Raw genomic sequence first — 14,919 nt, 5'->3', positions numbered from 1 at the left:
AGTCGGGTCCAGACTTCGGCGGGTGTGAGGTCCGGGTCCCGTCAGGGCGCCGGCGGAAGCCCGCACTGGTAGGCGAGCACGACGGCCTGCACCCGGTCCCGGACGCCGAGCTTGGCCAGGATCCGGGTGACGTGCGTCTTCACCGTCGCCTCCCCGAGGTACAGCCGCGCCGCGATCTCGGCGTTGTTGAGGCCCTGCGCCATGGCGGTCAGTACGTCGGTCTCCCGGTCGGTGAGCGACCGCAGCCGGTCGGCGGAGCCGGTGCGCGCGGCCGGTCCGCTGAGGTAGGCCTCGACCAGGCGGCGGGTCACCGTCGGGGAGAACAGCAGCTCGCCTCCGACGCAGGCACGGATCGCGGCGGCCAGCTCCGCCGGAGCGGTGGTCTTCAGCAGGAATCCGCTGGCCCCGGCGCGGAGCGCGCCGGCGACGTACTCGTCGAGGTCGAACGTGGTCAGCACCAGCACCCGGCACTGCGGCCGGGCCGCGAGCACCGCCTCGGTCGCGGCGATGCCGTCGCTGCCGGGCATCTCGACGTCCATGAGGACGACGTCGGCCTCGCGGGCGACGACCTCCCGCACCGCTTCGGCACCGGAGGCCGCCTCCCCCACCACGTCGATGTCCGGTTCGGCGGCGAGGATCGCGGCGAGCCCGCCGCGCACGAGGTCCTGGTCGTCGGCGACCACCAGCCGGATCATCGCCGCGTCCCGACCGGCGCCGGCAGGGTCGCCGTCACCCGGAACCCGGCGTCCGGCTGCGGTGCGGCCACGAGGTCGCCGCCGAGCGCCCGCACCCGCTCGCTCAGCCCGACCAGCCCGAAGCCGGACGACGGCGGCGCGAGCGGCGGGGTGCGTGGGCCGTCGTCGGCCACGGTGATCGTGAGCCGGTCGCCGTCGCGGCCGACCGTCACCTCCACGCAGCTGCCCGGCGCGTACCGGACGGCGTTGGTGAGCGTCTCCTGCGCGATGCGGTGGATCGTCTCCGCGACGTCGTCGTCGGTGCGCAGGTCGTCCGGGACGCGCAACCGCACGGTGACGCCGGCGCCCTCGATACGGGCGGCGAGCTCCCCCAGTGCCCGACCGAGGGTCGGCGGCCGGGCGGGCAGGGCATGGCCGGCCACGCCGGCGGCTCCCGCGTCGAGCAGGCCGAAGAGCACGTCGAGCTCGGCCAGCGTCCGGGCGCCGGCGTCCGTCACCGCCCGGACCGCCTGCCGCGCCCGGTCGGGGTCGCTGCCGCGCAGGGCGAGCGCCGCCCCGGCCTGGACGACCATGACCGAGATCGCGTGGCTGACCACGTCGTGCAGTTCGCGCGCGAGCCGCTGCCGCTCCGCCCGGACCGCCTGCTCGGACGCCGACCGCTGGGCGGCCTCGAGAGTGGTGGCGGCGGCCTCGGCCGCCCGGCCGACCCGGTCGCGGGAGATCCACAGCAACCCGGCGACGGCGGGCACGGCGAACGTCGCCACGGTGATGGGCACGTTGCCCGGCGTGAACCGGTAAGCCTCAGCGCTGGTGGTCGCGGCCAGCACGGCCAGCGCGGCGAGGGTCCGCGGGCGGCCGTCCGTGCCGGCGGACCAGGACAGCAGCGCCCACGCCACCATGGTGGCCATGCCGGCGGGCAGCGGGAACCCCTCGGCCAGCGACACCACCGGGGCGAGCGCGGCGAGCAGGCAGGCGAGGCCGGCGTCCACCCGGCGCAGTGCCACAGAGCCACCGATCACCGCCACGAGCAGCACCCCGAGGACGCCGGTCTCCGGGATCTCTCCGGCCTCGGTCAGCGTGAGCGCCTCGCCCGCGGCCAGGGCGGCCAGCGCCAGCGCGGTGCCGACGTCCACCCAGCGGGCCCTGGTGGGCGTCGGGGGCGGTTCCTCCGGCGACCGCGGCTCGGGCACCTCACGCAGCAGGCCGAGCAGCCGCCGCAACTCGCCGACCGCCCGCCGTCCCTCGCTGCCGACGGCCTCCAGATCCGCGACGGAGAGGGACTGCTCGGCGGCAGCCGCGTGCCCGCGCATCGTCCGGACCGCCTGGCGGACGACGTCGAGCGTCTCGCCGGCCAGCCGGGAGCGCTCCTCCGCGACCACGCGCGCGGCGAGCTCGGCCGGGTCCCGAGCGCCGAGCTCTGCGGCGGCGTCCTGGGCGGTGCGCGCCTCCTGCTCCCGCCGGCGGATCGCCGCGCCGAACGCGGCCGTGCCGCCGACGACGACTCCGACGAAGAGCAGGTCCGGGAGGCCCGGCTCGCGGACGACGACCGTCGCCACGATCGCGGGCAGCAGGGCGAGGCCCCACCGGCCGGCGTCGTACCGACGGAGGGCGAAGACGACCACGAGCAGCGGCGGGAGCAGCGCCACGCTGTCCGGTGGAAGATCCACCGCCCAGGCGATCCCCTGGAGAACGATCAGCGCCAGCCCGGCGACCAGTGGCCGGCGACGGAACGGGACGACGGTCGCTGCCGTCGCGGGCCCGAGGACGAGCGCCTGCACCGGGTCAGCCAGGAACCCGACCGCCCAGATCCCGCAGGCGAGCGCGATCGCGATCTCTGCGCCCCAGCCCCGGATCCGGCCCACGCCGGGAACCGTAGGGCGTGCGCCCGGCTCCTGGGATCCCCCTGCGGTCGGACCCGTGGGTCCACCGATCCGCGAAGCAGGTCGGTGCTTCGTGGCGGACGCGCGACGTGCGCCGCCGCGGACAGCCTTCGTGCTGCACCGGCGGACCGCCCGCCGGGCCAGGACGAGGGAGGCCGTCATGGGACGGAAGGCGACGTGGTTCGGCGCGGGCAGCATCGTCTCGGCGCCGCTGCTGATCGGGCTGGGCGATCAGCTGCGCATGGCGGAGGTCGACACGTCGGCGTCCGCCAGGATGGTGGAGGGCGAGTACGGGGCCGAGCAGGCCGCGGAGTACCTCGAGCAGGTCGCGGCCGCGTCGGGGGCGTACACCGCGGCCGGGGCGCTGACCTATGCGGGGGCGCTGCTGCTGGTGCCCGCGCTGGTGACCATCTGGCGGCTGTCGGTGGGCGGCTCACCGCGGTGGGCGTGGGCGGGTGCGGTGCTCGGGACCCTGGGCGTGCTCGGCCACATGGTGCACCTGCAGGGCTACTACGCCACCAACCTGGCGGCCGCGGAGTTCGCCGGCCAGCCGTGGACCGGTGAGCTGATGATGGCCCTGGAGGAGCAGCCGTTCACCCTGGCGCTCTTCGTCCCGTTCCTCGTGGGCTGGCTGGCTGCCGTGCCCCAGGCGGTCGGGCTGCGGCGGGCACGGGTGATCCCGACGTGGGCGATGGGCTCGGTCCTGGCCGGCACCCTGGTGTTCCTGGTCGTCGGCTCGACGCCGTGGAGCACCGGGCTCTGGATGGTGGCGTTGATCGCCGGCTTCGCGCCGGCCGCCGCGGCCGCGGTGCGGACTGCTGCTCCGGCGGAGGTCGGTGCCCCGGTCGAGCCGGTTCCCGCCGGCCGCTGAGAACCCGCCCTCGACCGCAGGTGCGGTCGAGGGCGGCACTCCGCCGTCAGTTGCTCTCGTTGAAGTCGATCCCCTGCTGGAGGATCGCCACCCCCTCCTGGACGTCGACCACGGGGATCACCTCGAACTGGAGGAACGGGGTGAAGATGGCGCAGTCGCGGGCGATCGCGGCGGCGTCGTCGGTCTCACCGATGGCGTAGCCACCCTCCGCGTCCGCGGTCAGGACGAACTGGTGCACGGTCGTGCTCGGCTGCCACTTGCTGAAGAGCTCGAGCGACCGCTTGGCCGCTGCCAGGCTCTCCTCGGCGGAGCCGGCGGAACGGTTCTTCCATGCGAGAAGGAACTTCACGGCTCTCCTCCAACTCGTCGGGCTCGCGCCGCGGCCGGGGAGCTCGTCGAACCGGAGTGTGTGCCGTGGCGTCGAGCCCGATCACGCTGGCAGCGGGCGGCGGGGCGGAGAAGGCTGCGGGTCCTGCGGGTCCTGCGGGAGGCGGGCGGCCGGCCGTCGTCCGGCGATCCTCTGCCGCGAGTGAGCGGCCGTGACCGAGGGTTCGGCAGCTCAGCAGACCGGCAGGGTGATCGCCGACGGCGACGCCGCGGAGTGCCCGATGACGTGGTTCGTCGGAACGCCGCGCGTGGCGTGGCCGGGCGGCTCGCCGGTGCCGAGGTTGCGGGCGTAGCGCGGGTGCGCGCCGCCGGAGACCTGCAGCCGGATGCGGTGGCCGGCGAGGAACCGGTGCGCGGTGTCGGGCAGCGTCGCCTCGATGCGGCGCTCCCCCGTCGTCGCCGTCTCGCCGTCGGCCGGGTCGAGCCGGACCAGCCGGTCGGTGACGTTGATGGAGCGGCCGCGGTTGTCGACGTCGCACAGCCGCAGGAAGACATCGGCGTAGGGGTTGTCGGAGGCCAGGCAGAGCGTGATGCGCGCGCCGCCGAGGAGCTCGACGGGCTCCTCGAGCGGCGCGGTGGTGAAGGTGCGGACGTCGTCGCGCAGCTCCAGCCGGCGGTTGTCGCGACGGCCGGCGCGGAAGCTCAGCACCCGCCCGCCGACCGACGGGGTCGGGTTCATGGGGTCGTAGCGGAAGTTCGTCGTCCCGCCGTCGGGCTCGGGTTCGTCGGCCAGGCAGCCGCCCGGGGCGAGGAACCAGGTGCGGTCGGTGCGCTCGGCCGGTGGCCAGTCGGGCAGCCACCGCCACTTCTCGACGCCGGTGACGTAGATGCGGACGCGGTCGGCGCGCTCGCGCGGCGGCGCACCGCCGTCAACCGGCAGGTGGGTGGCGAGCCAGGCCAGGCTCTCGCCGGTGGTCACCTTGGGGTCGATGCCCAGGTGCGTCCAGGGGCCCATGGTGAGCGCGACGTCGACGCCACGGTCACGCAGGGCCGCGTACTGGTAGAGCGTCTGCTCGACGAACCAGTCCTGCCAGCCGCTGACCAGCAGGGTGGGCACGGTGCTCGAGTGGACGGCGTCGGTGGCGCGGTAACGCTCCCAGTAGGGGTCCGAGAGCTCGACGTGCTCGAGCCACTCGTCGAACCACGGCACAGGATTGCCACCGAGCCGCTCGGGCAGGCCGCTCACCGGGAGCTCGTGCAGGTGCGGAGACAGCCGTCGCTCGGCGGTGAACATGCGGGTGGCGCCGCGGACCGGGCCGAGCAGCTCCTGGTGGGCGACGAGCTCGGTCCAGGTGGCGACGTTCTGCAGCTGGAAGGCGCCGTCGAGCAGGCCGGCCGCGGCGAGGTCGTGCGGGCCGATGTGGACGACCATCGCCTGCAGCTCGGGCGGCGGATCGAGGGCGAGCGCCCACTGGGTGTAGCCGAGATAGCTGGGGCCGAGCGTGGCCAGCCGGCCGTCGAACCACGTTTGGTCGCGCAGCCAGGTGACGGTGTCCTGACCGTCGCGCGCCTCGTTGACGACGGGAGTGAACTCGCCCTCGGAGCCGAACGTGCCGCGGACGCTCTGCAGCACCACGGCGTAGCCGCGGCGGGCGTAGGGCAGCGCGAACAGGGCGGCGAACGCGCCGCTGCGCCGGTACGGGGAACGGAGCAGGACGGTGGGGTGCTGCTGACCGGTGTCGGGCAGGTAGACGTCGGCCTTCAGGACGGCGCCGTCGCGCATGGGGACGTCGACGTCGCGTAGAGCGCTGACCTGCGTGGTCGCGGGCGGTAGGCCCCAGCGGCGGCGGATGGCTTCCGCGGCGAGCCGGGAGGCGCGTGTCATCGGCTTTCCGCTCGGCGGCTGCGAGCGGTCGGCGGACGGCACGAAACCTCCAGGTGTGGACGACGTCGGTGCCGCCCGACCCTAGTCAGGACCCTGCTTGGGCGGGAGCTCCTGGATCGCCTCGTGGACGAACGACCCCCGCTGCGCGGAGGCGCTCGAGCGACTCGCGATCCGGCCGCTCCTACGCGTGACCGGACAACGAGTCAACGCCGCTCGTAGACGTCCCTCCGGTGCCCGACCTTGACGACGAGGACGACGAGCTCCGCGTCGTGGATCTCGTAGATGATGCGGAAGTCCCCCGTGCGGACCCGCCACTCCCCCGCGCCGCCGACGAGCCGACGCGCAGACGGCGGCCGCGGGTCATTCGCCAGCAGATCGATGGCGGCCTGGACGCGGCGACGTCCGGCTGGATCGAGGCTGCGGAGCTGACGAACTGCAGCAGGTGCGAGCCGGACGGCGTACCTCACGTCAGCCCGAGGTCCGCCTTGACCTGCTCCCAGGGCACGGGCTCCTCAGCCGTCTTGCGCATCTCGGCGCGTGCCGCCTCCGCGTCGAGCACGTCCGCCATGTCCTCCGCCAGGGCCTGCAGACGCTCGAGTTGCTCGGCGTCGATGATCGCTGCGATGCGCCTCCCGTGGCGGCTGATCCAGACCGGCTCGTGAGTGCGGCGAGCTGCATCAATGACGGCCGGCAGCTCGCGGCGCGCGTCGGAGATGCTCTTCTCAACCGGCTCGGACATGTACCGAATGTACATTTCGCGCCTCTCTCGCGGCCGTGCAGCGGCGCCGCGTGGACGCCTGTTGGCGCGGGGGCTCACCGGTCAGTCCCACCACAACCGCCAGATTGGCTGTTTGACGAGGTCGGCGGCCAGCGCCTCGAGGGTGCAGGGGCGTTCCACGTACGGCGGCAGCGACTCGGGCTGCCACAGCGCGTCCGGGCAGAGCGCGGCGACCTCGGCCGCGACGTGCAGGGCGTCGTCCTGGCTCGTGGGCGGACAGGTGACGAGCAACGTGAGCGAAGCGAAGCCCAGCGCGACTGGGATGACGCCGAGCCGGTCCTCCCAGGACCGAAGCACGACCGAGACCTCGGCCGGCCGCCGGTAGTTGATCGCCCCGCACCAGCCCATCAGACCGACGGCGTCGACGGGTCGCCGGCAGGCCACGAGCCCGAGCCGAGCGCTGCCGGATGTCTCGGCGGCCAGGTCCGCTTGCGACGGCAGCTGTGCCGGGGCCAGTCCGGGAAGGCGGGATTGAACGGTGCCAGCGGTCCGGTGCCGGGTGGCCACGGGTTGCGGATCGGCACCAGCCACCCGGACCAACCGTCCTGGAGGACTGCTTCGGCATCGAGCTCGCCGATCGCCGCTTCGGAGACCGGCTCCAGCTCTCCGCTGGACCACGGCCGCCCGGAACCGTCGTACAGGCCGGAGAGCAGCAGCGGCCAGAGCCCCGTGGACGGGAATTGCGCGGCGAGGGCGGCCCACGCCTGACCCGGCGCGGGGATCTCGTCGTCCGTGATCCACACGACCGACTGCTGCGGTACGCCGGCCGTCTCGCGTGGGATCACTGCCCGTCCAGCGGGGAAGGCGATCGACCCGAGCCGGAGCGGGCCGGCGGGCGGCATGCGGCCCGGCTGCTCGGACCGCTGCGGTCGGCGTGGCAGGAGGGGGGAGTCGGTCAGCATCGAGCCACCCTGGCAGGACGAACGCGCCCGCGATCCGGGTTTCCACAGCTCACGGATGTCACACCTGCTGGTCAGGTTCACCGCCCCCGCAGCCAGAGCCGGCCCGGGTCGTCGTCCTCCATCCAGCATCGGTGCACGTCCGCCGGACTCCTGTTCCTACCAGGCCGGACGCGACCGACGCGTCAGCAGGATCGAGGACCGCTTCCTACGGGCAGCGCTCTTCGCGCTTGACCACGCCGAAGTCGATCTGCCCTTCGACGTCGCCAGTGACGCGCTGGCCGGGAGCGACGTTCTGGTCGCAGACGATCCAGTTCGAGTCGATCACCTGGTTCCGGCTGCCCAGCAGGTCGTGCGACACGCTGTAGAACACGTCGAGCTCCTGCACCGCGTCCTGCGCCGACTGCAGGTCCGAGCCGACCAGGTTCGGCATCACGAAGTCCACACCGGTCGCCGTCGTCGTGGGCGGAGCTGTCGTCGGCGGAACGGTCGGAGCTGCCGACGACGTGGTCGTGGGCACGGGACGACTGGAGGTCGTCGACGGCGCCTCGGTGACCGCTCTCGTCTCTGGCGACGACGAGGCCGCTGCGGGCGAGGACGACGCCGGTTGGTCGCTGAACCCACCCACCGCCGCGCCACCGAGTCCGATCACGGCCAGGCCACCGACGACGAGCCACCACGGCTGCGAGTGCCGCGCCGACGCTCCCCCGCCGGGGCGGTACGAGGGGCCGCTCATCAGAAGATCGCCCGCTCGCGTAGCTGCTCCTGCGCATATGGCGGCAGCGGCACGTCGACGAGCAGTTCACCGATGTTGAACCAGGTGCCGCCGCGCGCGGTGCGCGCCGCCACGATGGCCTCCGCATGGGCGGGGTCGATGTCGGTCACGCGCGCGATCACCTCGGCCGGGGCAGTGTTGACGTCGATCAAGCCGCCGTCGTCATACCCCCTCCGCAGGTCGGGCCGGCCGATACCCAGCTCCCGCTGCAGACCCGGTTCGCGGGCGAGCAGCTGCCGGCTCTCCTCCCGTCGAGCTCGTCCGGCCAAGGCGCGGGCGACGACCGGGTCGTCGTGGACCGGCACGACGCCAGCCCCGCCGTACACCTGACGACGCAAGGAGCGCAGCTGGATGCAGGCGACGACGATCACGAACACGGCGCTCAGTCCGCCGATGGTGCTCAGGGTCTCGTTTCCTGACGTCCCGTCCGGCTGCTGCGGCGGGGTGAGCGACAGCAGGACGATCAGGTAGATGTCGGCCGCCGTGTAGGCGAGCGCGAGCGTCCGGACGTCGCGACGACGCAGCCGGCTGGCCGCGTGCCAGAACGGCACCGCTGCCAGGAGGCCGGCGGTGGCGATCGTGAGCACGTAGTACCAGCCGCCCGCCTGGAAGCGCTGGCCTGCCGTGGGGCTGGACGGCACCCGGGCCGGCAAGGGTGGCGGGGTCATGCGGTTCCTCTCGATGCAGCGTTCAGAGCGGAGCGGCGACGGCTGAGGCTGCGGCGCAGCTCCGTCGCAGGCACGTCGCGGAGATTGAGCGGCGGGTCGGCGAGGCGCAGTAGTGCTGCCTCCCCGGCGGCCACCGCTTCCGGTGGCAGTGGCAAGACAGCAACGCGCAGATGCCGGTGCATCCAAGCGGTGACTGAAGCCTCGTCGACCGGGGCTTCGTGTGACTCGGAGAGAGCAGCGGCAAGCGTCAGGCGGAAGGTGGAGAACTGCCGGTTGCCGCCCAGGTGCATCTCGCCGATGCGGCCCCACAGCGTGTTGGCCGACGCCTCGCCGTTGGGGCGCACGCCACCCGCGCGACCCGCGTAGACAAGGCCCGGAGTGACCCGATGACCGAGGCCCGCGGACAGGTCGTGCGCACCGGCCTGGTCGACCCACCAGCTGTAGAGACCTGGTCGGGCAGCGGCGGTGCGCCCGTCGGCCAGGAACTGGGCCGGCGGGACGCTGTTGCTCGCGTCGAGGAGCGGTGCGACGTCAGGGACGTCGTCCTCATCCGGCTCGGGTGCGGCGCCGTACCAGGCCAGGCGTTCGCCCTGCCGCAAGCCGGCGAGCGGCTCGTGCAGCGTCGCGCCGAGGCGGCGCAGTGGCTCGCGCAGCGGAGCGGTGTAGGCCTCGCTGGCGTGCACCTCGACGGTGACACCGGCGAGAAGCCTCCGTTCGGCGAGCTGGGCGACCACCCACTCCCCCCAGGCAGCCCGGTACTGCCCTGACTGATCGGTGAGATAGACGTCGTAGGGGCCGACGACGTCATCCGGGGCGAGCAGGCCGTACTTGGCAGTCAGCACGAACCACGGCGCACCGCACGCCTCCGCGTACGGCGAGCCCGTCGGAATCCAGGTCCCTGGAACAGGTCCTTGGCCGGGGCGGCGACGGACGCCTTGGTGCGGGAGCACCCGACCAGGAGGACGTGCGCCGTGCCCTGCCGGCGGACAGACGGGATGCTCGACGTTCCCGCGGGAACGTGTGCCGGCCGGGAGGGGGAGGCAGCGCTTCCCCCGCGGTAGCGCCGGTAGAGGCCTCGGTCGACGCGCTCGAGCAGCGGCTCTCGCGAACCGAGGGGGTGCCGGTCGCGGTTAGGCGTCTCCGCCACGGCGTAGGCGATGTGCGTGCTGATCGACGACAGCTCGACGTCCGTGCGCCGCTTGCTGATCCAGCTGATCAAGGCCTGACGGCTGAACGGCTCGGGCAGCGTTCTAGCCGCCTCGGCGACGAGCTGCCAGATCGTGAGCTCGGAGGTCGTCACTGCCGGGCTTCCGGTGGGACATAGCGGCGGCGGAACCGGGCCGACCACGGGACGAGAGCTTCCACCGCATCCGCTGCATCGGCGAGTTCACCGTGCCCGACGAAGGCCACGTCGGTCTGCAGGTCGCCTCGTTGGCGCCGCACCGCATCCACGGCACCGCGCGCCGCTGGGTCATCGTCCCGCGCCAGCACAAGGGTGACCGCGTCATCGAACAGCGGCTCGGCCGCGTCCGCACCACCCCGTCGCACGCTCTCGGTGAGCAGGACGTTGCGCAGCAGCTGGCGCGTGGCCGGCCCTTGGAGCGCTTCGAAGGCGGTCGGAGCCAGCCCGAAGCGCTCGCAGATTCTCCGGTACTTGGCGTCCTTCTCGGCGTTCTCCGGGTCTCGACTGAACGAGTCGATGTACTTGACCTCGACCGCGATGAGCAATCGTCGGCCGTTCGCCTGCCGTGCCGCCGCGACGGCATCGAAGGCCGTGCCGTCGTCGAGGTGGTCGCGCCGGGTCGGAGCCCATTCGCACTCGATCCCCGCGATGGTCCGCGAGCCGACCACGACGGTCTCCAGCTCGGTAAGGGTGCTCCCCGACAGGTTGGACAGCAGGACGAGCGCCGCACCGGGGTGAGCGCGAAGGTGACCGAAGACGTTGAAAGCCAGCGGCATCGAGCTCAGCATGTTGGTGAACAGCCGGTTCTGTTCGAGTTGGCCGCCCTCGTTCCGGACAACATCCGCGCGCGCCGCCGCGTACGTCGCGGCCTCGTCGCTGAGGAAGTTGCTTCGACGATCGCCTGCCGGCAGGTAGTTGCCGAACGTGCGGCCGCGGGCGTCGGTGCCGGCCGGCAGCCGCAGCACCTCCTCCCGGTACGCCGACTGTCGACGCCGCTCCCGCCGGGTGACCGGGTTGTCCGAGGCGACGAAGGTGATGTCGGGGTCCGTCACGAATGCCTCCCATGGTCGAACATGGCGTACTCCAGTTGGTCTGGACGCACCGGGTCGCCCCCGTCCTCGTTCAACTCGTCGGCCCACCTCGTCAGCAGGTCGCAGTAGGCCGCGTATTCGTCTGCAGACCAGACGTACCGGCCGGTCAGCCCATTCCAACCGCAGTCCTGCCGTAACGCCTTGGCCACCAGTGAGTCGAGGACCAGACAGGGGTGTGCGGGGCTGCCCCCGCCGGCGAAGTACAGGAACTTCGTGAAGAACGGTGGCCCGAGGTACCGCACCGTGTTCCGGCCCGGCCGCATCAGCCGGTACGCGGCCCGTGAGTCGGTGCGGCTGACTTCGGCGGCCTGCTGCAGCGCCGCCGAGACGTCGTCCTGCCGACCGAGCACCGACCTGAGGCGGGCCCGGTTCAGTCGGTGGCGACGGCCAGTCCCCCACGCCACGCTTGCCCACAGCAGCCGTCGGGCGTCCTCCGGCGACTCGGTGGCCCGCTCTCCGAGCCGGAAGAGCTGCGTCCGGCGAAGCCTCCCGTCGTCGGTCTCGAACACCTCGTCGGCGAAGGGCGTGTCGCCGAGCGCGGCCACCCACCAGTCGCGGTTCACCCGCACACCCATCCCCAGGACGTCGCCCGCGGATGCGCCTCGGGCCTTGGCTGCGAGCCACTCCGGAAGGGGCAAATCAGTGGTCGAGCGGGTCACGTTTTCTCTCCAGTTCCCGCGGTCAGCCGACGGGCGACCGCCTCGCCGCCGACTCGTCGGATCAAATCGAGGTCACCACAGACGACGAGCAGGTCGCGTGCGCGGGACAACCCGACGTACAACATCTCCCGGGCCCGCGCCTCGTCGCGGAACCCGTTGACCGCCAGGACGACGGCCGGCCGCTCGAGCCCCTTGAACCCGAGCACATGCCCGTAGAAGAGGTCGTCGTTGTCCCAATACGTCGCCCAGTACGCGTCCTGGCCCTCGGCCTGCCGCTCCACCTGCACGGGGTGCCGGCGGTGCGTAGTCAGCAACGCCAGAGCCTCCGGTGGCCAGCCCTCGTCGAGCAGTTCCTCGGCGACACCGTCGGCAGCATCGACCGCCTCGTCAGGCGAGCACTGGACGAAGCGCACCGGCACGCCCGAGGAGCCGCGGATCCGCATCTGCTGCGGAGCGAGGCTGGAGAACGTGCCGGCGATCTGCTTGGTGTTGCGCAGGTTCTCGTTGAGCGAGATCGGCATGAGGTCGACGGTCGGCCGCCCCTGGCGCGCGAAGATGCGCTGCCCTTCGTCCGAGAAGACGTAGATGCATCCGCGCTCGGGGTCGCGCAGCGCCGCTACGACGGCGTCCCACCAGCTCTGCGCGAAGTCCTGCCCCTCGTCGATGACGATGGCGTCGAACCGCTGCTCCTCCGGAAGCGCGCCGGCCAGCTTCACCATCTCGGCGGGCAAGAACTCCTCCCAATAGCGGCTGTCGTCGTCGGAGCCGGCGGGCACTCCCCAGTCGATGCCGAGGTAGTGAAAGGTGCCGACGTAGGCCGGCCGCTGCCGCTTGGGCAGCTTCTCGACGCGGCGCTTCAGGAACTCGGCGAGGCCGCGCGAGTAGCACATGAGCGCGACCCGCTGCCCTTCCGCCGCGAGCCGTCGGGCCTTCTCCACCGCCAGCCAGGTCTTGCCCGAACCTGCCCCGCCGCGGATCTCCACGCGGGAGTACTCGCCAAGCAGATCGAGCACCTTGGCCTGGTCTCGGGTGAGCAAGTCGCAGGCGGCTTCGCGCTCGGCCAGTTCGGCCAGGAGGTGCTGCTGCGGGATCGCGGTCCCCGCCAGGCAGTCGACCAGCTCTTCCACATCCTCGGTGGTGGGCGGGTCCGGCTCGTCGCGGACCTTCTCCAACGCCGCCCGGATGCGCGCGGCGGCATGCGGCACGTCGGTGACGTCGAGTGCCATCCAGCGGGCGAGGCCGGGCGCGACGAAGTCAGCAGGCAGAGTCGTCGCCGGCGCGGCGACGAGGTGGGCGGTGCGTGGACGCCCGCCGGACCACCGGGAGTGCTTGGCCAAGTAGTCGCAGAGCAGGTACTTGCAAGCCACCGCCTGGTCGACCGGGTGGATGACGCGGTCGACGCCCTCCTGGCGCTGCCGCCACTCCCCTCGGTCCAGCGACACACTGCCGCCCTTGACCTCGACGACGGCGACACCGACGCCAGGCCACGCAACGATCAGGTCCGCTTCCCTGTCCTCCCTGCCGTCGCTGAAGCGGAGGTTGCAGATGAGGACGACGTCGTCCGGCAGCTGCTCGCGCACCTCCTCGACGAAGAGCGCCTCGGCGGCGGATCCGAACCGCGGGTCGTCCGGGAAGAGGCGCGCCGTCACGCCGGTGCGCCTACGACCGGAAGTGACTCCCAGAAGACGGCCTCGCTGATGACCCGCACGCCGAGTGCGCGGGCCTTGGCGGCCTTGCCCGACTGAGAGTGCGGATCCGCGCAGACCAGGACGGCGGTCTGCTTCGAGACCGACGAGCTCGGAATCAGACCGGCGTCGCGGGCCGCCTGCTCCAGGTCGGCCCGGCTGCGGCTCATCGCACCGGTGAAGACGACCTTGTCTCCGGACGTGAAGACGTCCGCCCGCCGGGGCAGCGAGACCTGCGCCCCGCTGCGCACCACGGACAGCGCCAGGTCGACGTCGCGGCTGCTCATGCCGAGCAGCACCGCGACCCGGTCGAGGTCGGCCCGCTCGTCATCGGTGACAACACCGTCGGCATGTGCGGCGGTGGCGAGCGCCTCCAGGTAGATGCGGTGCGCCGCGAAGACGTGGTCGCCCCCGCACCCCAGCTCTTCAGCGAGAGCCATCAGTTGATCGGCTTCCGTGACGCTGACCAACCGGTCCTCGAGAACCTGATCCAGCACGGTGAGGTAGGGAGCCATGCTCGGCGGCGCGTCGTCCAGCGGCGGCAACGCGGCGACGAGTCCGCCGAGGTAACCGTCACGCTCGCGCACCGCCGCAGTGGCGGCGTCGCGGGGCAGGCTGCGGCACGGGGCAACCGGGGTGTCGTCGGCGTGGGCGGCGGCGGCCGCGACGAGATCGGCCCATCCGCCGTCGAGGGCCTCGAAGCCAAGGTAGCTCCCGTCGTCACCAAACTCGACACGGACGCCGGCTCCTGCCAGGGAACCCTGGCCGAGGTCGGAGGCCAGCATGGACAGCATCAGTTCCGCAGTGGCGCGGGCGTCGTACAGCGCCGCGTGCCCCCGCTCGAGCGGGATGTCGAGAAAGCCGCACAGCGCCTGCAACGAGCGCGTGCCCGAACCGAAGAACGACGGCGCCAGCCGCATGGTGCACAGGGACGGGAACAGGTCGAAGCGCAACCCGGACCGCGCGAACTCGCGGGCGAGGAAGCGCAGGTCGAACAGGGCGTTGTGGGCGACAACGACCCGGCCGGCCAAGAGTGAGCGCAGATGCGGCGCGACCTCGGAGAAAGGCGGCGCGTCGACGACGTCGGAGGCGGCGATCCCGTGCAGCCCCGTTGGCCCAACGTCGCGACCGGGGTTGATCAACGTCTCGAACTCCGCCTCGACGTCACCCCGGGCGTCGAGAAGCACCACGCCCACCTCGACGACGCGGTCCGTGCGCGGGGACAGCCCTGTTGTTTCGACGTCGATGACGGCAACTGTCACGGGGCGTCCTCCACACTTGCGGACTCGGTGCGCCGGAACGGGGGCGCCCGGCGGACGCTGCCACAGCCGGCCGACATATCCGGGGTTCCGAGCCCAACGCCTCCCGCATCCGCCCCAACCGTCCCAGGACGCAACTTGTCCTCACGCGCCGGGGCAACGCTCGAACCGGGTCTCAGCCTTCAGGCACCGCCGTTGATCACGCCGGGCCGTCGAGCGCATTTGTGAGCTGGGGCACGAGAAGTGTCACACCTCGCTGTTACG

At 72.5% G+C, this 14,919-nt stretch carries 17 protein-coding genes; 1 reads left to right on the top strand and 16 read right to left on the bottom strand.

Annotation, left to right across the window (positions count from 1 at the left end; all coding sequences use genetic code 11):
* Positions 1–41: 41 nt before the first annotated feature.
* Positions 42–695: a response regulator gene (locus A6V29_RS07835; RefSeq protein ID WP_137159790.1), complete on the bottom strand. Its 654-nt coding sequence runs from the start codon at positions 693–695 to the stop codon at positions 42–44.
* Complete coding sequence (locus A6V29_RS07830) at positions 692–2,557, bottom strand: sensor histidine kinase (protein WP_137159789.1); 1,866 nt, start codon at positions 2,555–2,557, stop codon at positions 692–694. Before A6V29_RS07830 ends, A6V29_RS07835 begins: the two co-directional genes overlap by 4 nt.
* A 178-nt stretch (positions 2,558–2,735) precedes the next feature.
* Between A6V29_RS07830 and A6V29_RS07825 the strand changes: the two genes are divergently transcribed.
* On the top strand, positions 2,736–3,446 hold the full coding sequence (locus A6V29_RS07825) for a hypothetical protein (RefSeq protein ID WP_137159788.1): 711 nt from the start codon (positions 2,736–2,738) through the stop codon (positions 3,444–3,446).
* A 46-nt stretch (positions 3,447–3,492) separates the two neighbouring features.
* Here the strand turns inward: A6V29_RS07825 and A6V29_RS07820 are convergent, their stop codons facing one another.
* The 14 genes from A6V29_RS07820 to A6V29_RS07765 all read right to left on the bottom strand — a co-directional run bounded on the left by A6V29_RS07820 (position 3,493) and on the right by A6V29_RS07765 (position 14,658).
* Complete coding sequence (locus A6V29_RS07820; protein ID WP_137159787.1) at positions 3,493–3,795, bottom strand: DUF3303 domain-containing protein; 303 nt, start codon at positions 3,793–3,795, stop codon at positions 3,493–3,495.
* A 210-nt stretch (positions 3,796–4,005) separates the two neighbouring features.
* Entirely contained in the window at positions 4,006–5,658 is a 1,653-nt protein-coding gene (locus A6V29_RS07815) for a CocE/NonD family hydrolase (RefSeq protein WP_137159786.1), read from the bottom strand.
* Positions 5,659–5,861: 203 nt separating this feature from the next.
* The gene (locus A6V29_RS07810; RefSeq protein ID WP_137159785.1) at positions 5,862–6,125 is read right to left on the bottom strand and encodes a type II toxin-antitoxin system RelE family toxin; all 264 of its coding nucleotides are present in this window, start codon (positions 6,123–6,125) and stop codon (positions 5,862–5,864) included.
* Positions 6,122–6,397: a type II toxin-antitoxin system Phd/YefM family antitoxin gene (locus tag A6V29_RS07805; protein ID WP_137159784.1), complete on the bottom strand. Its 276-nt coding sequence runs from the start codon at positions 6,395–6,397 to the stop codon at positions 6,122–6,124. The genes A6V29_RS07810 and A6V29_RS07805 overlap by 4 nt, the downstream gene beginning before the upstream one ends.
* A gap of 81 nt (positions 6,398–6,478) precedes the next feature.
* Complete coding sequence (locus A6V29_RS20720) at positions 6,479–6,784, bottom strand: DUF4253 domain-containing protein (RefSeq protein WP_249933100.1); 306 nt, start codon at positions 6,782–6,784, stop codon at positions 6,479–6,481.
* Positions 6,784–7,179 carry a hypothetical protein gene (locus A6V29_RS20715; RefSeq protein WP_170977747.1) on the bottom strand — a complete coding sequence of 132 codons (396 nt, stop codon included), beginning with the start codon at positions 7,177–7,179 and terminating at the stop codon, positions 6,784–6,786. Before A6V29_RS20715 ends, A6V29_RS20720 begins: the two co-directional genes overlap by 1 nt.
* A gap of 364 nt (positions 7,180–7,543) precedes the next feature.
* A complete protein-coding gene (locus A6V29_RS07795; protein WP_137159782.1) occupies positions 7,544–7,780 on the bottom strand; it encodes a PASTA domain-containing protein in 237 nt (78 codons plus the stop codon).
* A 290-nt stretch (positions 7,781–8,070) separates the two neighbouring features.
* The gene (locus A6V29_RS07790; protein ID WP_137159781.1) at positions 8,071–8,778 is read right to left on the bottom strand and encodes a type II secretion system protein GspK; all 708 of its coding nucleotides are present in this window, start codon (positions 8,776–8,778) and stop codon (positions 8,071–8,073) included.
* Positions 8,775–9,728 (bottom strand): DUF6884 domain-containing protein, encoded by a 954-nt coding sequence (locus A6V29_RS07785; protein ID WP_349642942.1) that lies wholly within the window; start codon positions 9,726–9,728, stop codon positions 8,775–8,777. Before A6V29_RS07785 ends, A6V29_RS07790 begins: the two co-directional genes overlap by 4 nt.
* Positions 9,614–10,078 carry a DUF7669 domain-containing protein gene (locus A6V29_RS22145; RefSeq protein WP_502700079.1) on the bottom strand — a complete coding sequence of 155 codons (465 nt, stop codon included), beginning with the start codon at positions 10,076–10,078 and terminating at the stop codon, positions 9,614–9,616. Before A6V29_RS22145 ends, A6V29_RS07785 begins: the two co-directional genes overlap by 115 nt.
* Positions 10,075–11,013, bottom strand: coding sequence for a PGN_0703 family putative restriction endonuclease (locus A6V29_RS07780; protein ID WP_137159779.1), 939 nt, complete (start codon positions 11,011–11,013; stop codon positions 10,075–10,077). The genes A6V29_RS22145 and A6V29_RS07780 overlap by 4 nt, the downstream gene beginning before the upstream one ends.
* Positions 11,010–11,627 (bottom strand): 8-oxoguanine DNA glycosylase OGG fold protein, encoded by a 618-nt coding sequence (locus tag A6V29_RS07775; RefSeq protein ID WP_349642943.1) that lies wholly within the window; start codon positions 11,625–11,627, stop codon positions 11,010–11,012. Before A6V29_RS07775 ends, A6V29_RS07780 begins: the two co-directional genes overlap by 4 nt.
* Before the next feature lie 80 nt (positions 11,628–11,707).
* Positions 11,708–13,360 carry a nuclease-related domain-containing DEAD/DEAH box helicase gene (locus A6V29_RS07770; RefSeq protein WP_137159777.1) on the bottom strand — a complete coding sequence of 551 codons (1,653 nt, stop codon included), beginning with the start codon at positions 13,358–13,360 and terminating at the stop codon, positions 11,708–11,710.
* Positions 13,357–14,658, bottom strand: a complete 1,302-nt coding sequence (locus A6V29_RS07765) for a 3'-5' exonuclease (RefSeq protein WP_137159776.1) — start codon at positions 14,656–14,658, stop codon at positions 13,357–13,359. The genes A6V29_RS07770 and A6V29_RS07765 overlap by 4 nt, the downstream gene beginning before the upstream one ends.
* Positions 14,659–14,919 lie beyond the last annotated feature (261 nt).

This window comes from Blastococcus sp. CCUG 61487 (genome assembly GCF_005222955.1).
Lineage (GTDB): Bacteria > Actinomycetota > Actinomycetes > Mycobacteriales > Geodermatophilaceae > Blastococcus.
This window is presented reverse-complemented; position numbering and strand designations above follow the sequence as displayed.